Origin of the sequence: Actinocatenispora sera, assembly GCF_018324685.1 — a bacterium.
GTDB lineage: Bacteria > Actinomycetota > Actinomycetes > Mycobacteriales > Micromonosporaceae > Actinocatenispora > Actinocatenispora sera.
Genome location: NZ_AP023354.1, coordinates 6,663,555 through 6,687,072, shown reverse-complemented (window position 1 = coordinate 6,687,072; position 23,518 = coordinate 6,663,555). Strand labels below are relative to the sequence as shown.

General features: G+C 70.8%; 18 protein-coding genes. 12 read left to right on the top strand and 6 right to left on the bottom strand.

Going from position 1 to position 23,518, the window contains the following annotated elements:
• Positions 1–38: 38 nt before the first annotated feature.
• Positions 39–1,799 carry an ABC transporter substrate-binding protein gene (locus Asera_RS31410; RefSeq protein WP_030447206.1) on the top strand — a complete coding sequence of 587 codons (1,761 nt, stop codon included), beginning with the start codon at positions 39–41 and terminating at the stop codon, positions 1,797–1,799.
• 79 nt (positions 1,800–1,878) lie between these two features.
• Here Asera_RS31410 and Asera_RS31405 read toward each other — a convergent pair whose 3' ends face one another.
• Entirely contained in the window at positions 1,879–3,102 is a 1,224-nt protein-coding gene (locus Asera_RS31405) for an aldose epimerase family protein (RefSeq protein ID WP_030447205.1), read from the bottom strand.
• Positions 3,103–3,325: 223 nt separating this feature from the next.
• Positions 3,326–3,757, bottom strand: coding sequence for a RidA family protein (locus Asera_RS31400; RefSeq protein WP_030447204.1), 432 nt, complete (start codon positions 3,755–3,757; stop codon positions 3,326–3,328).
• A gap of 123 nt (positions 3,758–3,880) precedes the next feature.
• On the opposite strand from Asera_RS31400, the gene Asera_RS31395 reads away from it, so the two are divergent.
• From Asera_RS31395 to Asera_RS31375, 5 genes are read left to right on the top strand one after another with little or no spacing between them, the layout of a single operon-like run.
• Positions 3,881–4,369: a cupin domain-containing protein gene (locus Asera_RS31395; protein ID WP_030447203.1), complete on the top strand. Its 489-nt coding sequence runs from the start codon at positions 3,881–3,883 to the stop codon at positions 4,367–4,369.
• Positions 4,366–5,277 (top strand): acyl-CoA thioesterase, encoded by a 912-nt coding sequence (locus Asera_RS31390; protein WP_030447202.1) that lies wholly within the window; start codon positions 4,366–4,368, stop codon positions 5,275–5,277. Before Asera_RS31395 ends, Asera_RS31390 begins: the two co-directional genes overlap by 4 nt.
• Positions 5,274–6,947: an AMP-binding protein gene (locus Asera_RS31385; protein WP_030447201.1), complete on the top strand. Its 1,674-nt coding sequence runs from the start codon at positions 5,274–5,276 to the stop codon at positions 6,945–6,947. The genes Asera_RS31390 and Asera_RS31385 overlap by 4 nt, the downstream gene beginning before the upstream one ends.
• Positions 6,944–9,319: a bifunctional salicylyl-CoA 5-hydroxylase/oxidoreductase gene (locus tag Asera_RS31380; protein WP_030447200.1), complete on the top strand. Its 2,376-nt coding sequence runs from the start codon at positions 6,944–6,946 to the stop codon at positions 9,317–9,319. Before Asera_RS31385 ends, Asera_RS31380 begins: the two co-directional genes overlap by 4 nt.
• A complete protein-coding gene (locus tag Asera_RS31375) occupies positions 9,319–10,161 on the top strand; it encodes a PaaX family transcriptional regulator (RefSeq protein WP_244844244.1) in 843 nt (280 codons plus the stop codon). Before Asera_RS31380 ends, Asera_RS31375 begins: the two co-directional genes overlap by 1 nt.
• Positions 10,162–10,200: 39 nt before the next feature.
• On the opposite strand, the gene Asera_RS31370 is transcribed toward Asera_RS31375, so the two are convergent.
• Positions 10,201–11,064 carry a LysR substrate-binding domain-containing protein gene (locus Asera_RS31370; RefSeq protein WP_030447198.1) on the bottom strand — a complete coding sequence of 288 codons (864 nt, stop codon included), beginning with the start codon at positions 11,062–11,064 and terminating at the stop codon, positions 10,201–10,203.
• A 120-nt stretch (positions 11,065–11,184) separates the two neighbouring features.
• On the opposite strand from Asera_RS31370, the gene Asera_RS31365 reads away from it, so the two are divergent.
• From Asera_RS31365 to Asera_RS31340, 6 genes are all read left to right on the top strand, one after another.
• Positions 11,185–12,468 (top strand): MFS transporter, encoded by a 1,284-nt coding sequence (locus tag Asera_RS31365; protein ID WP_169745860.1) that lies wholly within the window; start codon positions 11,185–11,187, stop codon positions 12,466–12,468.
• A gap of 120 nt (positions 12,469–12,588) precedes the next feature.
• On the top strand, positions 12,589–14,145 hold the full coding sequence (locus Asera_RS31360) for a glycoside hydrolase family 31 protein (protein WP_051802459.1): 1,557 nt from the start codon (positions 12,589–12,591) through the stop codon (positions 14,143–14,145).
• Positions 14,146–14,308: 163 nt separating this feature from the next.
• Entirely contained in the window at positions 14,309–16,870 is a 2,562-nt protein-coding gene (locus Asera_RS31355; RefSeq protein ID WP_035297186.1) for a glycoside hydrolase family 3 C-terminal domain-containing protein, read from the top strand.
• Between the two features lie 130 nt (positions 16,871–17,000).
• A complete protein-coding gene (locus Asera_RS31350) occupies positions 17,001–17,384 on the top strand; it encodes a VOC family protein (RefSeq protein WP_030447194.1) in 384 nt (127 codons plus the stop codon).
• Between the two features lie 117 nt (positions 17,385–17,501).
• Positions 17,502–18,647 carry a glutathione-independent formaldehyde dehydrogenase gene (locus Asera_RS31345; RefSeq protein WP_030447193.1) on the top strand — a complete coding sequence of 382 codons (1,146 nt, stop codon included), beginning with the start codon at positions 17,502–17,504 and terminating at the stop codon, positions 18,645–18,647.
• 18 nt (positions 18,648–18,665) lie between these two features.
• Complete coding sequence (locus Asera_RS31340; RefSeq protein WP_030447192.1) at positions 18,666–19,091, top strand: GlcG/HbpS family heme-binding protein; 426 nt, start codon at positions 18,666–18,668, stop codon at positions 19,089–19,091.
• A gap of 78 nt (positions 19,092–19,169) precedes the next feature.
• Here Asera_RS31340 and Asera_RS31335 read toward each other — a convergent pair whose 3' ends face one another.
• The 3 genes from Asera_RS31335 to Asera_RS31325 form a co-directional block, all read right to left on the bottom strand.
• Positions 19,170–20,021 (bottom strand): phosphotransferase, encoded by an 852-nt coding sequence (locus tag Asera_RS31335; protein WP_030447191.1) that lies wholly within the window; start codon positions 20,019–20,021, stop codon positions 19,170–19,172.
• A 245-nt stretch (positions 20,022–20,266) separates the two neighbouring features.
• A complete protein-coding gene (locus tag Asera_RS31330) occupies positions 20,267–21,937 on the bottom strand; it encodes an FAD-binding dehydrogenase (RefSeq protein WP_030447190.1) in 1,671 nt (556 codons plus the stop codon).
• Positions 21,938–22,128: 191 nt separating this feature from the next.
• Positions 22,129–23,499, bottom strand: a complete 1,371-nt coding sequence (locus Asera_RS31325) for a styrene monooxygenase/indole monooxygenase family protein (protein ID WP_030447189.1) — start codon at positions 23,497–23,499, stop codon at positions 22,129–22,131.
• Between the last annotated feature and the right edge of the window lie 19 nt (positions 23,500–23,518).

Here is a 23,518-nt window from a genome sequence, read left to right as displayed (position 1 = left end):
TGCCTGTCCTGCAGGGGGAGCCTCCAAGAGGTGGTGTGATGCGAACAGGCAAGGTTGTGGCCGTCGGCGCGGTTGCTGTGGCGCTGATCGGCATGTCCACGGCATGCAGCAAGAACACCGGTAAGAGCGGCAACGACAACGGGCCGAGCGCGAAGGTGGCGTCCGGCTCCATCAGCACCGACCCGGCGGACTCGAAGGGTCCGGCCCCGGCGATCAAGGGCGCCAAGCGGGGCGGGACGATCATCTCGTACCACGAGCGCGACTACGAGCACCTCGACCCGCAGCGGATCTACATCTCCGACGCGCAGGCGCTCGACGAGCTCGTGACCCGGCAGCTGACCGCGTTCAAGTTCGACCCGAAGACCGGCAGTTCGGTCCTGGTCGGCGACCTCGCCACCAACACCGGTGTCGACGTCAACCACGACGGCAAGACCTGGAAATACACCCTGAAGTCGGGCCTGAAGTACGAGGACGGTACGCCGATCAAGGCGGCCGACGTGGCCTACGGTGTGGCCCGGTCGTACTCGTCCAACCTCTCCGACGGGCCGCACTACATCCAGCAGTGGTTGGCCGGTCCGGGCACCTACAACGGAAAGTACAAAGGCCCGTACAACGGTGGCGCGGCGATGCCGCCTGGCGTGACGGTCAGCGGCAACTCGATCACCTTCCACCTCAAGTCGTCGCAGCCGGAGTTCCCGTACGCGGCGTCCTGGGGCACCACCTCGCCGCTGCCCAAGTCGCAGGACTCCAACCCGCAGAAGATCGACACGCACCCGTTCGCCAGCGGCCCGTACAAGATCGAGAGCTACAACCGCGGCACCGAGCTGAAGCTGTCGCGCAACAAGTACTGGGACCCGAAGAGCGACCCGATCCGGCACGACTACTTCGACACGTTGGACGTCAAGATCGGTGTCAGCCCGACCGACCAGACCAACCGGGTGCTCGCCGACCACGGCAACGACCAGTACGCGGTGGTCGACCAGCCGGGCGTCAGTCCGGAGCTGACCAGCAAGGTGCTGGCGGACCCGTCGGCGAAGGGCCGCACGCTCAACGACTTCCTGTCGTTCGCGGAGCGGATCGACATCAACACCCAGCGGGTCACCGACGTCAACGTCCGTAAGGCCCTCAACTACGCGATCAACCGCAATGCGTTGGTCCAGGTCAACGGCGGTACCTCGCAGGCCGCGCCGGCGACGACGTTGATGTCGCCGACCGTCGCCGGCTGGGACAAGTACGACGCCTACCCGGGTGCGGCCACGCCGGACGGCATCGCCAAGGCGAAGAAGTTGCTCGGCGGCAAGCACCCGAAGCTCGTCTACGCGTTCGCGAACACCGAGTCTGGGCAGAAGCTCGCCACGGCGGTGCAGACCGCGCTGCAGAAGGCCGGCTTCAAGATCGTGTTGCGGCCGGAGGACAAGGACAACTTCTTCACCGCGATCGACCGCAAGAACAACGGCTGGGACATGTACGCGACCAACTGGGGTGCGGACTGGCCGAGCGGCTCCACGGTCATCCCGCCGCTGTTCGACGGCCGTACCATCGTGGCGGAAGGCAACCAGGACACCTCGTACCTGAACGCGCCGGACGTGAACAAGCAGATCGACAAGATCAAGGCCGAGCCGGCGAACCAGGCGACGAAGGACTGGGGCAAGCTCGACGAGTACATCATGAAGAAGTACGCACCGAGCATTCCGCTGTACTACATCAAGCAGCTGAGCCTCACCGGTAGCAAGGTGCACGACGTGAAGATCCAGAACCCGCCGGGTGCGATCAGCTACGTCGACGCCTGGGTCGGCTGACCCGAACAGCTCGACACGCCGCACCACGATGGCCGGTCCCGCGCGGCGGGGCCGGCCATCGGTCTGTCCACAGTGGATCTCAGTCGGCCCGCGCGACGCCGAAGTCGATCGTGGTGGCGGTGCGGAAGACCTGCCCCGGTCGCAGCACCGTGGACGGGAAGTCCGGCTGGTTGGGGGAGTCGGGGAAGTGCTGGGTCTCCAGCACCAACGTGTCGCTCTGCCGGTAGGTGTTGCCGCCGATGCCGACGAGCGTGCCGTCCAGCTGGTCGCCGGCGTAGAACTGCAGACCGGGCTGGTCGGTGGTGAAGGCGAGATGCCGACCGCTGGTCGGGTGGTACACGGTGGCGATGCGGCGCTGGCCGGAGCCGTTGAGCACCCAGTTGTGGTCGTAGCCCTTGACGTTGATCAGCTGCTGGTCGCCGGCCCGGATCCGGGCGCCGATCGCCGTGGGCCGGCGGAAGTCGAACGGGGTCGCGTGCACGTTCGGCAGCGTGCCGAGCGGGATCGCCTCGCCGTCGACCGCCGTGTACCGGTCCGCGTCTATCCACAGCAGGTGGTCGTACACCGAGCCGGTCCCCTCGCCGCCGAGGTTCCAGTAGGTGTGGTTGCTCAGGTTGACCACGGTCGCCTTGTCGGTGGTCGCGTGGTAGTCGATGATCAGCTCGCCGCGCGCCGTGAGGGTGTAGGTCACGATCGTGGTCAGGGTGCCGGGGAAGCCCATGTCGCCGTCCGGGCTGACGAACCGGAACCGGACGCCGACCCGGCCGTGCCGGCGCTCGATCTCGGCGTCCCAGACGTGCTTGTCGAACCCGACGGGACCGCCGTGCAGCGCGTTCTCCCCGTCGTTGACGGGGATCTGGTAGGTGTGCCCGTCCAGGGTGAACCTGCCCTTGGCGATCCGGTTGGCGTAGCGGCCCACGATCGCGCCGAAGTACGGACTCTTCGTCCGGTATTCGTCCAGTGTGGACAGACCGAGCGCGACGTTCGCCCGGTGCCCGCGCCGGTCGGGGGTCAGCACCCGGTGCACGGTCGCGCCGTAGTCGAGCAACTGCACCTGCACGCCGTGCTCGCTGCCGAGGGTGTAGCGGGTGACCGGCGTGCCGTCGGGCATGGTGCCGAACGGATCGGTACGGATCGAGAGCGCGTCCGGCTCGCTGGTGACCGGCTGCGGTGCGGCGGCAGCGGAAGCGGCCGCGGGGTCGGCGTCGGCCCCCGTGCCGGCGAGAGCGCCGGCGGCCAGGGCGCCGCCGCCGAGTGCGCCGGCGGAGCGGAGAACGGTGCGGCGGGAAACGGGTACTGCCATGTCCACCTCCAGATGGTGCGCCGCGCGGTGCACCACCGGCGCGCCGGGCGAGGGCCCGACGTGCCGCGAAGGGCGCCGTCGAGTGCGCAGATGTGGCGGATCGAGTGGGTTTACCCCAGGGTCAACCGCACGTTACAGCCTCGTCACGACATGAATCAACGTGTTCTACCGTTGACGACCGTTCTGTGGCTCCCCGCGGCGGTTGCGCGAACTCGAGGCTCGGTCAGCGGGCCGGCCGGATCAGCCGGTCGTCCGGAATCACCGCGACGCCGAGGATCTCGATCATCGCCTCCGGCTGCCACAGCCCGGTGGTGCCGATGCCGGCCATCGCCGGGTAGACCGGGCCGGCGAGCTCGCGCCAGACGACGCCGATCTCCCGGCCGTGCGCCTGGTAGTCCGGGATGTCGGTCAGGTAGATGGTGATGCTGACCAGGTCCGCCGGGACGCCGCCGGCGGCCCGCAGCGTCGTGAGCACGTTGCCGAACGCCTGCCGGAACTGCTCGACGATGCCGCCCGGAACGATCTTCATGTCGGCGTCCAGCGCCGTCTGCCCGCCCAGGTACAGCGTGTTGCCGCTGAGCGTGCCGTGGGAGTAGCCGCGGGGCGCCGGGAGGCTCACCGGGTTCACCGGGACCGGCTGCAGCTGGCTCGTCATCGGCTCTCCTCGACTGGTGCTTCGCCGTCGGGCCCACCGTAGCGGTCTATTGACATGTTCACAACGAACGTGCCGATAATGAAATACCGAACGGTGACCACCGCGACCGGCGGAAGGACTGGCATGGACCCGAACTCCGACGACCACGAGATCGGTGACAACTCGCTGTACCGCAACGACGCGGGGCTGATCGTCCCGTTCGTCACCCGCGGCGGGCACGAACCGGACGCCGGACTCACCGGCCAGTCCGAAGGCGCGACGCGGATCTCCGGGGTCAGCATCCAGCACACGCCGGCCACCCGCATCTGGTTCGGCAAGGTGCACAACCTGGCCGGCTACCGGTCCACGCCGCACCATCACGGCGAGGCCGAGACCGGGGGGTACGTGCTGTCCGGCCGGGCCCGGATCTACTTCGGCGAGAAGTTCGAGGACTACATCGACATGTCCGAGGGCGACTGGGTGTTCGTGCCGCCGTACATGCCGCACGTCGAGTGCAACCTGGACCGCAACAGACCGCTCACCTGGATGACCACCCGTACCCCGGAGAACATCGTCGTCAACCTGCCGCAGGTCCGCGACGACGAGCTGCGTGACTGGACGGACCGCCCGTGACGAAGGACGCCACCTCCGAGATCTTCACCCGGGCCGTCACCCTCACCGAGGTGGCGCCGGAACACTTCGACCGGGCGTTCACCGCGGTCACCCAGCCCTGCCCGTGGCCCAAGGCGTACGGCGGGGACCTGGTCGCGGCGGCCGTGGTCGCCGCGATCCGCACCGTCGACGGCAAGCACCTGCACTCGACCCACTCGTACTTCATGCGCCCGGCCGAGATCGGTGCCGCGGTGCGCTACGAGGTCGAGATCCTGCGGGACGGGCGCGGTTACGCCACCCGCCAGGTCCGCGGCTACCAGTCCGGCAAGCCGATCTTCGTCTGCCTCGCGAGCTTCGCGGCGGGCGGGCCCGGCGGCCACCTTCAGTCGGAGCCGCCGGCGGAGATCGCCGAGCCGGATGGCCTGCCCAGCTCGGCGGAGTATCTCGACGGCCGGTCCGGCGGCACGATGACCGACGGTTCGCGCGCGTACTGGCGGCACGGGCGCGGCTTCGACATGCGGCACGTGCCCGGTCCGGTCTACCTCACCGTCGACGGCACGCAGGTGCCCCATCAGGCCGTGTGGGTGCGGCCCTTCGACGGGCTGCGCGAGGTTGCCGGACTCGACGACCGGCAGCGCGACACCGCCGCCCTCGGCTACGTCTGCGACTACACGATCCTGGAGCCGACGCTGCGCGCGCTGGGTCTCGCCTGGGCCGACGACGGTCTGGTCACGGCGAGCCTGGACCACTCGATGTGGTTCCACCGAATCGCGCCGGTCGACGGATGGCTGCTGTACGCCCAGGAAGCCGTCTCCGCCAGCGACGGCCGCGGCCTCAACCTCGGGCGATTCTTCACCCCCGACGGAACCCACCTGGCGACGGTCGTCCAGGAGGGCATGATCCGCATCCCCGCTGGAGCCACGACATGACCGAGCTCGCGCCTTCCGGTTACCCGGCAGACCTCGCACCCTCCGGGTACGAGGACACCTTCGCCCGCGACCACCTGCCGCCGCGGGACCAGTGGCCGACCCTGGAGTTCACCACCGAACTTCTGCAGTACCCGCCGCGGCTGAACGCCGCGGTCGAGCTGCTCGACGTGCCGACGCAGAAGTACGGTGCCGACCGCCCCGCGCTGCGCACCCCCGACGGTGAGGTCTGGACGTACGGCGAGCTGTTGCGGCGCACCAACCAGCTCGCCGGCTACCTCACCGACGAGCTCGGCCTGGTCACCGGCAACCGGGTCATGCTGCACTCGCCGAACAACCCGTGGACGGTGGCCTGCTGGCTGGCCGTACTGAAGGCCGGCGGCATCGTCGTCACCACCATGTCCGCGCTGCGCGCCCGGGAACTCGCGCCGATCGTCGAGAAGACCGCCCCCACGATCGCCCTCGTCGACCACCGATTCGCCGCGGCGGTGCGGGAACTGCGCGACTCGACCGCGCCGAACCTCAGGATCGCCGTGTACGGCGGCGACGCGCCGGACGACCTCACCACGCTCGTCACCGACCGGCCGGCCGACTTCACCCCGGCCGACACCGCGGCCGACGACGTGGCACTGTTCGGTCCCACGTCCGGCAGTACCGGGGTTCCGAAGATCACCACGCACTTCCACCGCGACATCCTGTCCATCGACAACACCTTCGGCCGGATGACGCTCCGGTTGCAGCCGGACGACGTCGTCGCGTGCACCGCGCCGTTCGCGTTCACCTTCGGCCTCGGGATGCTGGTCGTGTTCGCCCTGCGGGCCGGCGCGTGCGCGTTCCTCACCGAGAAGGCGACCCCGCCGCAACTCGCGGAACTGGTTGCCGCGCACGGGGTCACGGTGCTCGCGACCGCGCCGACCGCGTACAAGCAGATCCTGCGGTCCGGCAACGCCGAGCTGCTGCGCGGGCTGCGCAGCGCGGTCAGCGCCGGTGAACACATCGCGGTGGAAACCTGGCGCGAGGTGCACGAGCGGCTCGGCCTGAAGATCATCGACGGCATCGGCGCCACCGAGATGCTGCACATCTTCATCACCGCGGCCGGCGACGACATCCGCGAGGGCGCCACCGGCAAGCCGGTACCGGGATTCCGCGCCACGATCCTGGACCCGGACGGCAACGAGGTCAGCCCCGGTGTCGCCGGCCGGCTCGGCGTCATCGGCCCGGTGGGCTGCCGGTACCTGGCCGACGACCGGCAGCGCAACTACGTCGTGAACGGCTGGAACGTCACCGGGGACACGTTCGTCCGGGACGCCGACGGCTACTTCTGGTACCAGGCGCGCACCGACAACATGATCGTGTCCTCCGGTTACAACATCGGCGGCCCCGAGGTCGAGGCGGTACTCGAGGAGCACCCGGACGTGGTCGAGTGCGCGGTGGTGGCCAAGCCGGACGCCGAGCGCGGCTCGGTCGTCTGCGCGTTCGTCGTGCTGCGGGAGGGGTCGAGCGCCGACGCCGCGGCGCTGCAGGCGTTCGTCAAGGGTCACCTCGCGCCGTACAAGTATCCCCGGGACGTACGGTTCGTCGATGCGTTGCCGCGCAACGCCAGCGGCAAGCTGCAGCACTTCCGGCTGCGCCAGCTGGTCGACCAGGAAACCGCCGCGGAGCCGACGTCATGAGGGTTGCGATCGTCGGTGGTGGACCGGGCGGGCTCTACCTGGCGACGCTGCTCAAGGGGATCGATCCCGGCCACGACATCACGGTCTGGGAGCGCAACGCACCCGACGACACGTTCGGCTTCGGGGTGGTCTTCTCCGACGAGACGCTCGGCAGCATCGAGGGCGCCGACCCGGTGGTACACGCCACGATGGAGCAGCGGTTCGCGCGGTGGACCGACATCGACGTCAGCTTCGCCGGGCACGAGTTCACCGTCGGCGGCCAGGGCTTCGCGGCGATGTCGCGCAAGGAACTGCTGGAGATCCTGCAGCGCCGGGTCGCCGAGCTCGGCGTCGCGGTGCACTACCGGACGGCCGCACCGGACGTCGACGCGCTGCGCCGCGAGTACGACCTCGTGGTCGCCGCGGACGGCGTCCACTCCACCGTGCGGGCGAGGTACGCGGACGTCTTCTCGCCGCGGCTCGACCTGCGCCGGAACAAGTACATCTGGTTCGGCACCGATCTGGTGTTCGAGGCGTTCCAGTTCTTCGTGAAGCACACCGAGTGGGGCACCATGCAGATCCATGGTTACCCCTACTCGGACGCCGGTTCGACGTTCATCGTCGAGATGCACGAGGACGTGTGGCGCGCCGCCGGTCTCGACCGCACCGAGCGCGAGGAGCTCGCGCCCGGCGCCTCCGACGAGTACGCGGTGGCCCGGATCGGCGAGATCTTCGCCGACGAGCTGCGCGGGCACCGGATCCTGACCAACAACTCCAAGTGGCTGAACTTCACCACCGTGCGCAACGAGGTGTGGCACCACGGGAACGTGGTGCTGCTCGGCGACGCCGCGCACACCGCGCACTTCTCGATCGGCTCCGGTACCAAGCTGGCGATGGAGGACGCCCTCGCGCTCGCCGCGTGCCTGCACGAGCACCCGGGCATCGAGCCGGCGCTGGCGGCGTACCAGCAGGAGCGCAAGCCGGTCGTCGAGTCGACCCAGCGGGCGGCGCAGGCGTCGCTGGAGTGGTTCGAGAACATCGGGATGTACGCCGACCAGGAGCCCGCGCAGTTCGTCTTCAACCTGCTGACCCGGTCGCGCCGGATCACCTTCGACAACCTGAAGGAACGCGACCACGACTTCGCGAACCGGATGGAGGCGGAGTTCGCCCGGCACCAGGGATCCGCCGAGGTGACGCCCGCGATGTTCCAGCCCGTCTCGATCGGCGAGCTGCGGCTGCGCAACCGCGTCATCGTGTCCTCGATGGACATGTACTCGGCGACCGACGGCGTGCCGGACGACTTCCACCTGGTACACCTGGGATCCAAGGCGCTCGGTGGCGCCGGGCTGGTGATGACCGAGATGATCTGCACGTCCCCGGAGGGGCGGATCACGCCCGGCTGTACCGGCCTGTGGAGCGACGAGCAGCGCGACGCCTGGCGGCGCGTCACCGACTTCGTGCACCGGCGATCGACGGCGCGGATCGGCGCGCAGCTCGGGCACTCCGGCCGCAAGGGCTCGACCAAGCTGATGTGGGAGGGCATGGACGAGCCGCTGGACGCCGGCAACTGGGAGGTCGTCGGGCCCTCCCCGGTGCCGTACGGCGAGGGCTGCCACGTGCCGCGCGAGGCGACCCGGGCCGACCTCGACCGGATCCGGGACGAGTTCGTCGCCGCCGCCCGGCGCGCGGTCGACGCCGGCTTCGACCTCATCGAGGTGCACGCCGCGCACGGCTACCTGCTCAGCGCGTTCCTGTCCCCGGTGTCCAACCGGCGCACGGACGAGTACGGCGGCGACGTGGCGCACCGGCTGCGCTACCCGCTGGAGGTGTTCGACGCGGTCCGCGCCGCGGTGCCGGCTCACCTGCCGGTGACGGTCCGGATCTCGGCCACCGACTGGTTGCCGGACGGCAACACCGCCGAGGACGCGGTCGAGATGGCGCGGGCCTTCGTCGAGCACGGCGCGGCCGCGATCGACGTGTCGACCGGTCAGATCAGCAAGGACGAGCGGCCGGCGTTCGGGCGCTCGTACCAGACCCCGTTCGCCGACGTGATCCGGCACCGGGTGGCCGCCGGTACCGACGTGAAGGTCATCGCGGTCGGCGCGATCTCCAGCTACGACGACGTCAACTCGATCCTGCTCGCCGGCCGCGCCGACCTGTGCGCGCTGGGCCGTACCCACCTGTACGACCCGCAGTGGACCCTGCACGCCGCTGCCGAGCAGGGGTACGCCGGTGCCGCCGCACCGTGGCCCGACCAGTGGGCCGCCGGCAACCGCCGCCCGCCGACCGCGCGGACCGACAAGGTGCCGCCCCGGCTGCAACTGCTGCGCGAGGGTGCGCGCGAGGACGTGCATCTGCGCTGGCGGCCCCGGACGGCACAATCGGTGTCGTGATGAGCCGCAGCGACCCGCCGACGACCACTTCCCGGACGCGGATCTCCCGCACCCTGCTGGTCAGCTTCCTCGGTGCGGTGGTCCGGCGGAGGGACGACTGGATGCCGATCGCGGGCGTCGTCGAGCTGATGCGCCAGGCGGGGCAGGACGCGCCGGGGGTGCGGACCGCGGTGTTCCGGCTCAAGCAGCGCGGCTGGCTGGAGTCGCAGAGCCGTGCCGGTGCGCGCGGCTATGCGCTGACCGACCGGGCGAGCGCCGTGCTGGCCCAGGGTGACGAGGTGATCTGGCACTCCCGGCGCCCGGCCGACCTCGCCGACGGCTGGTGCATCGTCAACCTCAGCATCCCGGAGGCGGAGCGCCGCAAGCGCGACCAGCTCCGTACCCACCTGGCCCACCTGGGTTTCGGCAACGTCGGTACCGCGATGTGGCTCGCGCCGGCCCGGATGCGGGCCGCCGCGGAGGGGGCCATCGGCGAGCTGGGCATGGACAAGTACGCCGCCGTCTTCGTCGGTGCCTACGTCGGCAGCCGCGACCTCACCTCGCTGCTCTACGAGAGCTGGGATCTGGCCGCCATCGACGACAGCTATCGCGCGTTCATCGATGATCACGAGCGGCTGGTCGCCGAGTTGGAGTCGCGCCCGGCCGTCGATCCGGAGCAGGCGTTCGTGCACTACCTGCGGGTGGTCGACACCTGGCGGCAGCTGCCGTTCCGGGACCCCGGGCTGCCGCGCGAGCTGCTCGCCGCGGACTGGAGCGGGCCGGCCGCGGTCGACCGGTTCGAGCGGCTGGTCGCGTTGCTCGAAGGTCCGGCGCTGGCCCACGCGGCGCGCTACTGGCCCTGACCCCGAGGTCGGGGTGGCGTGGCTCACCGCGACTCGCGGTCAGTGCGCGATGTTGCGGATGGGGTTGCGGCGGGACAGGATCGCCGAGGTCAGCGCCTCGACCGCGTCACCGGCCGAGTGCGGGTTGGTCAGCAGCACCAGGTCGGTCTCGCCCAGCTCCGGCAGGCCCGCATCGGCCGGCAGCTCGACCAGGTCGGCCGGAACCAGGCTGCGGGCGAAGATCGCCACCCCGAGGCCGGCCCGCGCCGCGGCCAGCACCCCGTTGACGCCGCGCACCGTGCACGAGATCCGGTACGGGATGCCGGCCGCCTCCAGCGCCTGCACGCCGCGGGAGCGGCTCATGCTCGGTGCGTGGTAGACGATCAGCGGGAGCGGGCGGTTCCGGTCGAGGCGGGCGTCCTCGACCGCCGCCCACACCAGCGGGTCGCGCTGCACCAGGCGGCCGTGGCCCTCGCCCGGGGCGTACTTGACGAAGGCGGCGTCGAGGTGGCCGGACTCGACCCGGCGTTGCAGCGTCAGGCTCTGCGACACGGTGAGCTCCAGCACGATCTGCGGGTACAGCCGGCGGAACTCGCGGAGGATCTTGGGCACCGGGGTCAGCGCCAGGTCGTCGGTCACCCCGAACCGGAGCCGGCCGGACAGCTCGGAGCCGGTGAAGTGCCCCACAGCCGCCTCGTTCGCGGCGATGATCGTGCGGGCGAACCGGGCCATCGCCTCACCGTCCGCGGTCAGCGCGACGGTGCGCGTGTCGCGCACCAGCAGCGGCCGGCCGACCTCGTCCTCCAGCTTGCGGATGTGTTGGGAGACAGTCGGTTGCCGGATGCCGAGGGCCGCCGCGGCGCGGGTGAAGCTGAGCGACTCGCTGACCGCGAGGAAGCTCCGCAGGTGCTCCGGGTTGTACACGGCGTCCCTTTCCTTATTGCAAGACGCTATAACACTAATAGGAGCAATTGGATTTGGCTATGAGCGCCGAGGTGGCAAGGATGGAGTGCACACCCACCCGGTTTCGATCTTTGGACGATTGTGAGCATCGCGCGCGCGGCCACCGACGACCACTTACCCGGCGCGGCGCCGAGACGGCACCGCACCTTCGAATCCCTCCGTACCTTCAACTTCCGCGTCTTCGCCGGCGCGCAGGTGGTGTCCAACACAGGTAGCTGGGTGCAGCGCATCGCCCAGGACTGGCTGGTGTTGAGCATCACCGGATCGGCCACCGCGGTGGGCATCACCACCGCCCTGCAGGCCGCGCCGACCGTACTGTTCGGCATCGCCGGCGGCGCGCTCGCCGACCGGTTCGCCAAGCGCACCATCCTGCTCGTCACCCAGGCCGGCATGGGGCTGACCGCGGCCGTGCTGGCGGTGCTCACGCTCAGCGGGCACGTCGCCGCGTGGCACGTGTACGTGATCGCCTTCGTACTCGGGCTGATCACCGCGGTGGACAACCCGACCCGGCAGGCGTTCGTGAACGAGCTCGTGCCGGCGCGGCAGCTGCGCAACGCGATCAGCCTCAACTCCACGGTGTTCCAGCTCGGTGCGCTCGTCGGTCCGGCCGTCTCCGGCGTACTGATCGGCGCGGTCGGCCCCGGGTGGTCGTTCCTCGCCAACTCGTGCTCGTTCGCCGCGCCGGTCGCCGGCCTGCTCGCGATGCGTCGGCACGAGATGGTGCACCTGCCCAAGCCGGCCGCCGCCGCCCCCGTACGCACCGTCGAGGTGTTGCGGCTGGTACGCAGCCGGCCGGAGATGCTGTGGACCGTCGTGCTCGTCGGCACGTTCACGTTCTTCACCAGCAACCTCGCGGTGACGCTGTCGGTCTACGCGAAGTCGGTGTTCGTCTCCGGCGCCGGCGGGTACGGGCTGCTCAGCTCCGTGGTCGCGATCGGCTCGGTGGCCGGCGCGCTGGTGTCGGCCCGGCGCACCGGCGGCGGCGTGCGCAGCCTGCTCGCCACCGGTACGGTCGTTGCCGCGCTCGCCATGCTCGCCGCGCTGACCTCGGCGCAGTGGGCGTTCGGGGTGGTGTTGACCGGGCTCGGCGCGGCGACGCTGCTGCTGGTGACCGCCGCGAACTCCACCTACCAGCTGTCGGTCGACCCGCACCTGCGCGGGCGGGCGATGGGCGTGTACCTGCTGGTGTTCACCGGCTCGGCCGCACTGGGCGGCCCGGTGATCGGCTGGATCGACCAGCACCTGGGCCCGCAGGTCGGCCTGTTCCTCGCCGGCGCGGTACCGCTGGTCGCGATCGGGCTGATCGCGACCCGGTTCGGGACCGTTTCCGGGCTGCGGGCCAGGCTGCATCGCCTGCACCCGTGACGCCCGGGCGCGCCGATCACGCGGTGTGAGGCGGCGCGGGGGTCGGGCGCCGCGTGATCGACGCGGCGCACGGTTGTGGTGGCTGCGTGTTGACCTTGCGCGGGCGTCGCGGGTGAGAACGTGCCGCTGGACGTGCTGGTGACCGACACCGACTGGAAGTCTCCGGACGCCTGGAACGGCTGGGAGTTCGACCCGGCCTACTTCCCGGACCCGAAGGGCTACCTGGACTGGGCGAAGCGGCAGGGCATCCACGCCACGCTGAACGTGCATCCCAGCGTGCAGCAGGCCGATCCGAAGTTTGCCGCCGCGCAGGCGACCGCGCAGGGCAGGCTGACGCCATCGGAGTCCTGCGGCTCCGACACCGTCCACAACGGACAGTGCTACGTGTTCGACTGGTCGGATCCCCACCAGCTCGAGGCGTACTTCGGCCTGCACGACTCCATCCAGCAGCTGGGCGTCGACTTCTGGTGGCTGGACTACTGCTGCGAGAACTCGCAGGCGTCGATGCCCGGCATCACCCCGGACGCGTGGATCAACGGCAACTACGCGTGGCAGCGGGAGAAGCTGGGGTTGCGCGGTTTCGTGCTCTCCCGGATCGGCAGTTCGCTGACCGCCGGCGGCTACTCCGGCTCGTCGGCGCTGCCGTCCGGACCGTGGGCCGACCACCGGTACGCCGCGCACTTCACCGCGGACACCGACTCCACCTGGGACGAGCTGGCCAACGAGGTGGCGTTCACCCCGGCCGAGGGCGCCGGGATCGGCGAGTCGAACGTCAGCCACGACATCGGCGGCTTCCACGGCAAGCACCTCGCCGACGACCTGTACGCGCGCTGGGTCCAGTTCGGCGCGTTCCAGCCGGTGCTGCGGTTGCACTCGTCGCACGGCGACCGGCTGCCGTGGGACTACGCCGGCGCGGCGAAGGACTCGGCGGAACGGTTCCTGCGGCTGCGCGAGTCGCTGGTGCCCTACACGTACTCCCTCGCGCGGCAGGCGAACGCGACCGGCCTGCCGATCACCCGGGCGCTGTACCTGGCGTACCCGGACCAGCCGGACGCCTACCAGTTCGCGTCCACGGAGTACCTGTACGGCCCGAACGTGCTGGTGGCGCCGGTGACGACGCCGGGGGAGCAGGCCGACACCACGGTCTGGTTCCCGCCGGGGACGTGGACCGACTGGTTCACCGGGGAGCAGGTGACCGGGCCGGCGACCCGCACCGTGCACACCGACCTGTCGACGATGCCGGTGTTCGTGCGTTCCGGCGGCATCGTGACCACCCGTACCGGCGACGTGTCCGGCGACACCGGGCATCCGCTGACCGCGGCGACCGCGACGATCGCCACCGGCGGGGACGGGCGGGTCAGCCTGTACGAGGACGCGGGCGACGGGAACGGTTACCAGCACGGCCAGTCCGCGACGACCGCGCTGTCCTACACCGAGCGCGGCGGCGCGACCCGGCTGACCATCGGCTCCCGGCGCGGCGGCTACCCCGGCGCCGTGGACACCCGGACCTGGACGGTACGGCTGCTGCACGCCGACCGCCCGACCCGCGTCACCGTCGACGGCCGGGCGCTCGCGGCGCGCGACACCGGCCCCGGCTGGTCGTACCCGGGCGGCACGCTGACGGTGCGGCTGCCGGCCGGTACCACCTCGGCCCCGCACCGGGTCGACGTGCGGTAACGGATGGTATCGGTGGTTTCAAGACATAATGGTGTGAGATAGCGGATTGGTCCGTTGACATCGATGTAGTGAACGCGAAAGATGTCCGGCGTCCAGGCCGGACATCTTTCGCGTCCCGGGCCACCCTGCAGCCCGATCCAGTTGCCGATCGCCGGGAGGATCGATGCACAGACCCACACGTCCCAGAATCGCCCTGGCCACAGCGTTCACCCTGGTCGCGGCCGCGCTGCCGGCCGCCACGCTGGCCAGCAGCGCGCAGGCCGCGCCGAACCCCGACTGCCCCTGGATCGGCTCGCACGCGCCGATCGACAGCCGGGTCCAGCAGGTGCTGGCGAGGATGTCGCTGGACGACGAGATCGCCATGGTGCACGGCGCCGGTGGCTCCGCGTACACCGGATACGTGCCCGGCAACGATGCGCTGTGCATCCCCGCGCTGAAGCTGCAGGACGGCCCGACCGGGGTACGGATGGCCGACACCACCCAGCTGCCGTCCGCGACCACCCTCGCCGCCACCTTCGACCAGCGCGCGGCCCGGCGGTACGGGTCGGTGGTCGGTGCGGAGGACCGGACCAAGGGCGTCGACGTCGACCTCGGCCCGACCGTCAACATCGTCCGGGACCCGCGCTGGGGCCGCTCGTTCGAGTCGTACAGCGAGGATCCCTACCTGACCGGCAAGATCGGCGCCGGTGACATCGAGGGCATCCAGTCGCACGGCGTGATGGCGCAGGTGAAGCACTGGGCGGTGTACAACCAGGAGACCCACCGCAACACCGCCAACGACGACGTGCAGATCGACGACCGGTCGGTGCACGAGATCTACGCCGCCGCGTTCGGCACCATCGTGGACGAGGCGAAGCCGTCCTCGGCGATGTGCTCGTACTCGGTCGTCAACGGCTCCTTCGCCTGCGAGAACGCGTACCTCAACCAGATCCTCAAGCAGGACTTCGGCTTCGACGGCTTCATCACCTCCGACTGGGGCGGCACGCACTCCACCGCCGGCTCCGCGAACGCGGGGATGGACATGGAGATGCCGGGCAGCACGTACTTCGGTGCCGCGCTGAAGCAGGCGGTGACCGACGGGCAGGTACCGCGCTCCCGGCTCGACGACATGGTCGGCCGGATCCTGCGGCAGGAGTTCCGGTTCGGGCTGTTCGACCACCCCTCCGCGGACACCCCGACCGCGCCGGCGTCCACCGACAAGCACGTCGCGACCGCCCGCCAGATCAGCGAGGACGGCACCGTACTGCTCAAGAACGACGGCGTACTTCCGTTGAACGACAAGAAACTCGGCTCGATCGCGGTGATCGGGGACGGCGCCGGGCCGGACACCATGACCGCCGGCGGCGGCAGCGCGAAGGTCGCCGGTACCGGCACGGTCACCCCGTACGAGGGGATCAAGGCGCGGGCCGGCAGCGGCATCGACGTGCGGTACGCGCAGGGCAACCTCGGCAGCTCCGGCAAACTGCCCGCCGTGGACAGCCGGTACCTGACCCCGGCCGACGGCAGCGGGCACGGGCTGACCGGCGCCTACTACGACAACACGACGATGTCCGGTGACCCGGTGGCGACCCGGACCGATCCGCAGGTGTCGTTCACGTTCGGCGACGCGAACCGGCCCGCCGGCGTGCCGGCGAACAACTTCTCCACCCGGTGGACCGGTACCCTGACCCCGCCGCAGACCGGCAGCTACACGTTCGGGCTGACCTCCGACGACGGCAGCCGGCTGCTGATCGACGGCAAGCAGGTCATCGACAACTGGCGCAACCAGGCGGAGCACACCGAGACCGCGCAGGTGACGCTGACCGCGAACAAGCCGGTCTCGATCGAGGTCGACTACTACCAGGCGGCCGGCGACGCCGTCGTCAACCTCGGCTGGACGCTGCCCGACTCCGACCCGCTGGCGCAGGCGGTGCAGGTGGCGAAGGACTCCGACGTGGCCGTGGTCTATGCCAACGACTACGAGTCGGAGGGCTCGGACCTCAAGGACATCGACCTGCCGGGCACCCAGAACGCGATGATCGCCGCCATCGCGGACGCCAACCCGAACACCATCGTGGTACTCAACACCGGCTCCGCGGTGACGATGCCGTGGCTGTCGAAGGTCAAGGGCGTCTTCGAGGCCTGGTACCCGGGGCAGGACGCCGGTAACGCGATCGCCGCGCTGCTGTTCGGCGACACCAACCCGTCCGGCAAGCTGCCCGTCACGTTCCCGACCTCGCTGGACCAGGTACCGGCGTCCACCGCGGCCCAGTGGCCCGGCGTCGACGGCAAGGTGTCGTACTCGGAGGGCCTGCGGGTCGGCTACCGCTGGTACGACTCGCAGGGGCTGACGCCGGCGTTCCCGTTCGGCTACGGCCTGTCGTACACGAGTTTCCGGCTGTCCGGGCTGCACCTGTCCGGGCACACGCTCGAGGCGCACCGCCGGCTCACGGCCTCGGTGTCGGTGACCAACACCGGGCACCGCTCCGGCGACCAGGTCGTCCAGCTGTACCTGTCCGACCCGAAGGCGGCCGGTGAACCGTCGGCGCAGCTGAAGGGGTTCGCGAAGGTGTCGCTGCGGCCCGGCCGGACCAGGCGGGTCACCCTGCACCTGACCGCGGCCGACGCCTCGGTCTGGTCGTCGGACGCGCACGCCTGGCAGCTGACCCCGGGCACGTACACCGTGCACGTCGGCGACTCCTCCACCCACCTCCCCCTCTCCACCACCTTCACGGTCCGCGACTGACCGCCGATTCCGACCCGGCCCGGGCCCGCACCGACGCGGGGCCGGGCCGCGTCGGTACGGGTCCGGGCTCCCTGCTCGACGGGACGGACCGAGTGGCGGGCACGGGTCCCGATCGGGGAAGCTCGTGGGCATGGTCTCGGTATTGCAGAACGTGGCGATCGACTGTACGGATGCCTACACGCTGGCGCGGTTCTGGAGCGAGGTGACCGGGCGACCGCTCGGCCCGGACGACCGGCCCGGCGATCACGAGATCGCCGTACCGCTGGCGGACGGCCCGGCGCTCTACTTCAACCAGGTACCCGAACCGAAGATCGTCAAGAACCGGGTGCACCTCTGCCTGCGGCCGGAGACCACGCGCGACGAGGAGGTCGCGCGGCTGCTCACCCTCGGCGCCACCCTGGTCGCCGACCGCCGCAACCCCGACGGTACGGGCTGGGCGGTCCTCGCCGACCCCGAAGGCAACGAGTTCTGCGTCCTCCGCAGCGACGCCGACCGCGCCGCCACCATGACCTGAGCGCCGGCTGACTGCGTTCGGTCACGGCGCCGTGGCAAGGAGTTTGGTCTGGCCGTAGCCGGGTAGTTGCGGGCGGTTGGATTGCTGCCCGCAACAGGTCATCGGGGGAGGCCAGGGATGAAAGCCGTGGTGTACAAGGAACCGTTCACCGTGGCCGTGGAGGACGTCGACGATCCGCGGATCGAGGCGCCGACCGACGCGCTGGTCCGCATCACGACCACCGCGATCTGCGGCTCGGACCTGCACATGTACGAGGGGCGTACGGCAGCGCCGGCCGGCCTGGTGTTCGGCCACGAGAACATGGGCATCGTCGAGGAGGTCGGCGCCGGCGTCTCCCGGGTGCGCGTCGGCGACCGGGTGTCGATGCCGTTCAACGTGGCCTGCGGCTTCTGCAAGAACTGCCTCGCCGGCAGGACCGGCTTCTGCCTCACCGTCAACCCCGGCTTCGGCGGCGGCGCGTACGGCTACGTCTCGATGGGCCCCTACCCGGGTGGCCAGGCGGAGTACCTGCGGGTGCCCTACGCCGACTTCAACTGCCTGTCGCTGCCGCCCGGTGAGGAGCACGAGGACGACTTCGCGATGCTGGCCGACATCTTCCCGACCGGGTACCACGGTGCCACGCTGGCCGAGGTCTCTCCGGGCGAGACGGTCGCGGTGTACGGCGCGGGCCCGGTCGGGCTGATGGCCGCGTACTCGTCGCTGCTCAAGGGCGCCTCGAAGGTGTTCGTGGTCGACCGGGTGGCTTCCCGGCTGCGGTTGGCCGAGCAGGTGGGTGCGATCCCGATCGACTTCGGCGCGACGGACCCGGTCGAGGCGATCAAGGACCAGACCGACGGCGACGGTACCGACAAGGGCGTGGACGCGGTCGGATACCAGGCCACCGTGCCGGAGGGCGACGAGCAGCCCGCCGTGGTGCTCAACCAGCTGGTACACACGGTTCGGGCGACCGGCATGATCGGCGTGATCGGCCTCTACGTTCCCGGCGATCCGGGCGGGCCCACCGAGAATGCCCGGCGCGGTGAGCTGCTCATGCAGTTCGGCAAGCTGTTCGAGAAGGGCCTGCGGGTCGGTACCGGCCAGGCGAACGTCAAGGCCTACAACCGGCAGCTGCGGGATCTGATCATCGCCGGCCGCGCGACACCGAGCTTCGTGGTCTCCAAGCAGCTGCCGCTGTCCGAGGCGCCGGATGCCTACGCGCGGTTCGACAAACGCGAGGACGGCTACTCCAAGGTCGTCCTCAAGCCTGCCGCCGCGGCGGCCTGACCGGGAGGGAACAGAGCCATGACCAGTGTTCCGACGACCGCTGACGTGACGATGGAGCAGGCGAACCGTGTCCTCACCGCCAGCGTGCGCAAGGCGACCGAGCTCGGCCTGCTGATGAACGTCGCCGTGGTCGACGTGGGCGGCAATCTCAAGGCGTTCGCCCGGATGGACGGCGCCTGGCTGGGCAGCATCGACATCGCGATCCGGAAGGCACGCACCTCGCGCCTGTTCGACATGCCGAGTGGCGATCTCGGCCCGCTGGCCCAGCCGGGTCAGCCGCTGTACCACATCGAGTTCTCCAACGGCGGGCTGATCACGTTCCCCGGCGGCGTACCGATCAAGGACGGCAGCGGCCTGGTGGTCGGCGCGGTCGGGGCCAGCGGCAGCACACCGGCCAACGACCACGAGGTGGCGCAGGCGGGGGTGGCGGCCTTCGCGTCGTGACCGGTAGCGCCGGCCGCCGGCCACTGGCTGGCCGCCGACAGCCCTTTCGTGCGGGCCGCTCGTCGAAGCCGGCGATGCTCAGCGGCGCCGGTCGGGTCGGTGTCGCTCCAGCGCCGACCGAAGCTCTTCCAGCCATTCGATGCCCAACCGCGCACCGTCGGGAAAGTGGTCGTCCCGGTCCCAGCGCCAGGTCGTGGCAATCGCCGACGTCAGGATCCGGCAGTCGCGCAGCAGGTCCCGATCGACGTCCGGATAGTGTTCGGCGACCGGCTCCGGAGCGTGCGCGAGATCGAACTCGACCGGCCCGCGGCAACACGTCTCGAGGTCGATGAACCGCATGCCGTCCGGCGTGGCCAGCACATTGCCGGGATGTGGCTCGCCGTGCAGCAGTTGATCGGTGGTCGTCCGCGCGGTGACCGAGCGGTGCAGTTCTCGTAGCGTGTCGCCGAGGAACGCCCGGTCCGCGTCGGCCAGCGCCGGCGTCCGGTCGTGGTCGGCCACGAGACGTTGCGCCTGCTCGACCCGTTCGGTGAAGTGCGGCGCCGCCACGTCGAGGCCGCGCAGCCCGGCATGCAACCGCCGCAGCGCGCCGGCGTACTCGGCCGGTGCATCCTCCGGCCGCCGCACGGACGGGTAGTAGGTCCACAGGCTGACCTGGAAACCCTGCTGCGGGTAGACCCGTGGCGGCACCCGCGGATCGGGCACGGCGACCGGGCTGCCCGTCGCGGCGAGCCGTTGCGCGAGGTCGATCTCGAACGGGGCGGCCCCATGCGCCTCCCGCGCCACCTGGACCAGCACGTCACAGGGCAGCAACCGCAGGGTCACCCGGTTCGAGTCCTGAAGGACGGTCGTCTCGTCGACCCGCAACCCCAGCGCGGTCGCCGTCGCGACACCCGCGGTCACCGCATCGCGCCGGTCTGCTGCCTGCATCGATCGCTCCTCCTCGCGGCCGGAAACCGTGGTGCATCCGGACGCGGGTCGCGGCCTGCTCGCGGCCGGAAACCGTGGCGCATTGGACGCGGGTCGCCGCCTGGGGTACATCCGGCGCCGCGCCGGACTCTACGGCGTGGCGCCGAGCGGTGACACCCGATTTCGGCGCGGCCACCGCGACAGGTCGACGCGAGTACGGGATCGGAGCCAGCGGGCGCCGGTCCCATGCGGCGGGGGCCAGGTCGTCACGCGGTGGCGTCGGCGGCCGCACGCCCGGCGGTACGACCGCCGAACAGGCAACCGCCGAGGAAGGTGCCCTCCAGCGAGCGGTACCCGTGCATGCCGCCACCGCCGAAACCGGCGACCTCGCCCGCCGCGTACAGGCCGGGCAGCGGGGTGCCGTCGGCGCGCAGCACCCGGCCGGACAGGTCGGTCTGCAGGCCGCCGAGCGTCTTGCGGGTCAGGATGTTGAGCCGCACCGCGATCAGCGGTCCGGCCTTCGGGTCGAGGATCCGGTGTGGCGTGGCCACCCGGGACAGCCGGTCCCCGCGGTACCGCCGGGCCACGTGGATCGCCGCCACCTGCGCGTCCTTCGTGTACGGGTTGGCGAGTTGCAGGTCGCGCGCCACGATCGCGTCGCGCAGCGGGCCGACCGACAGCAGCGGATCGTCGGTGAGCCGGTTCATCCCGTCGACCAGCCTGGTCAGCGAGTCGGCCACCACGAAGTCGGCGCCGTGCTGCTTGAACGCCTCGACCGGCCCGGGCGCGCCCGGCAGCACCCGGGACAACGTCGACGGGATCGACTTGCCGGTCAGGTCCGGGTTCTGCTCGGAGCCCGACAGCGCGAACTCCTTCTCGATGATCTTCTGGGTCAGCACGAACCAGGAGTGGTCGTGTCCGGACTCGCCGATCGCGGCGAGCGTCGCGAGGGTGTCGAAGCCGGGGAAGTTGGGCGCGCCGAACCGGTGGCCGGTCGCGTCGAACCACAGCGACGACGGGCCGGGCAGGATCCGGATGCCGTGCCGGTGCCAGATCGGGTCCCAGTTGCGGATGCCCTCGGTGTAGTGCCACATCCGGTCCCGGTTGACGATCCGGCCGCCGGCCTGCTCGGTGATGCCGAGCATCCGGCCGTCCACGTGCTCCGGTACGCCGGTGATCATGTTCTTCGGTGCCGGGCCGAGCCGCGCCGGCCAGTTCGCCCGGACCAGGTCGTGGTCGGCGCCGATGCCGCCGGAGGTGACCAGCACGACCGGCGCGTGCAACGCGAACTCGCCGGCCGCGTCGCGGGACGATCTGGTACCGCGGGCGGCGTCGCTGTCCGCGAGCACCGTGCCGCGCACCCCGTCGACCGCGCCGCCGGTGACGGTCAGCGCGTCCACCCGGTGCCGGAACCGCAGCGACACCAGCCCGGCGTCGACGGCCTCGCGCACCAGCCGGGCGAACGGCGCCACCACGCCCGGGCCGGTACCCCAGGTGACGTGGAAGCGCGGCACCGAGTTGCCGTGCCCGGTGGCGAGCGAGCCGCCCCGCTCGGCCCAGCCGACGATCGGGAACCAGCGCATTCCCAGGCCGTGCAGCCAGGACCGCTTCTCCCCGGCCGCGAACTGCAGGTACGCCTCGGCCCAGCGGGACGCCCAGTGATCCTCGCCGAGCGGGTCGGCCGCCTCGCGGTCGAACCCGGCGGTACCGGCCCAGTCGCTGCGGGCCAGCTCGTACGAGTCACGCACGCCCAGTCGCCGCTGTTCCGGCGAGTCGACCAGGAACAGGCCGCCGAACGACCAGTGCGCCTGCCCGCCGAGGCCGGACTCCGGCTCCTGGTCGAGCAGCAGCACCCGGCGGCCGGCGGCGGCCAGCTCGGCGGTGGCCACCAGCCCGGCCAGCCCCGCACCCACCACGATCGCGTCCGCGTCCGCCATCTGCCGCCTCCTTCGCGTCGCCCGCCCCGACGTTACCCGTCGGTACGCGATGTGGCGGCCCCACTGCGATCGAGGTCGATCAAGGGCGAGCGCCGTTGATCAAGGGATTCGGTCGCCGCGACCACGCACGATGTGCACCGATCCCTTGATCAACGCGAAAAGTCCTTGATCAACTGTCGCCGGGGCGGCGGTTACGGGGTGGCGGGGGCCGGGGTGGCGAACTCGGGGGCCACCTCGGCCAGGTACTTGTTGGTCTCGTCCGGGTCGAGCATCCAGCCCAGGTCGGACGGGGTGGTGTAGCCGTACGCGATGCGCGCGGCGATGACCGGCTCGCCCGCGTCGTGCCCGGCCTGTGCGGCGGCCAGGATGCGGCCGACGTGCTCGGGTGGCTCGTGGGCGAGCATCGCGTTGGTGAACACGGTCGGGTGCTTGGCGTAGTTCCAGTAGTCGTCGAAGGTGGCCTGCATCCACGCCTCGTCGTACCGGCCGTCGGCGTTGTCGATGATGTGCCGGGCGTAGATGTGCGCCGAGTGGGCGGCGTTGTTGGCGCCCTGCCCGGTGATCGGGTCGTTCGCGACGACCACGTCGCCCATACCCAGGACCAGCCCGCCGGACGGCAGGTGCCCGACCGGGTGCCGGACGGTCGGGGTGTACCCGCCGATCAGGCTCGGGTGCGCGTCGGTGACCTCGATGTCGGCGGCCAGGTCGGCCTCCCACGGCACGTACTCGCGCATCGCCCGGACCATCCGGTCCAGGTGCTCGGTCGGCGACAGCCGGTCCCGCCAGGCGTGGAACCCCAGCGGCCCCTCCGGGAAGCCGGCGAACAGCAGGATGTTGCACGGCTGCATGCCGTCCCCGTCGACGGTCAGCCCCGGCATGTTGAAGAACTCGCCGACCCCGGCGATGTTCGCGAACGACACCGCCCAGTCCTGGTACTCCGGGTCGAAGGTCATCCCGCGGGTGTAGATGGCCGACAGCGCCCGCTGCGGCCGGTCGTACGGCGAGCGGGACGCGTCCCGGTCGAACAGCCCGACCAGCTCGCCCTTGCCGGCGGCGACGATCGTCAGGTCGTACCGGCCGAGCGCGGTGAGGCTGTCCAGATCCGAGGTCATCACGCCCTGGTAGATGACCGTGCCGCCGCGGTTCTCGAACTCGGCCAGCCAGCTGGACATCTTGATCCGCTGGTCGACGCTCTGGGTGTAGTGCTCCCACGGTCCGGTGAACCGGATCGCCCGGGTGAACGGCGCGACCTCGGTCCGCAGCCACGGCGGCGCCGCCTCACCGCCGGTCTGCCGGGCATCCGGGTAGCCGTCCGGCGGCAGCCCCAGGTTGTAGCGCTGCGCCGTCAGCTTCGGACACTGCTCCTCCCAGAAGTTCAGCCCCAGATCGCGCTCGATCTGCAGTGCCGGCTGGAACATGCACTGGGTGGAGGTGGGCGAGCCGCCGCGGATCTCCTCCGGGGTACGCGCGCTCATGATGGTCACGTCCATGCCGGCCGCGAGCAGGTTCAATCCGAGCTGCAGCCCGGACTGGCCGGCGCCGACGATGAGAATGTGGGGCATCCCGGAGCCTCCTTGAGGG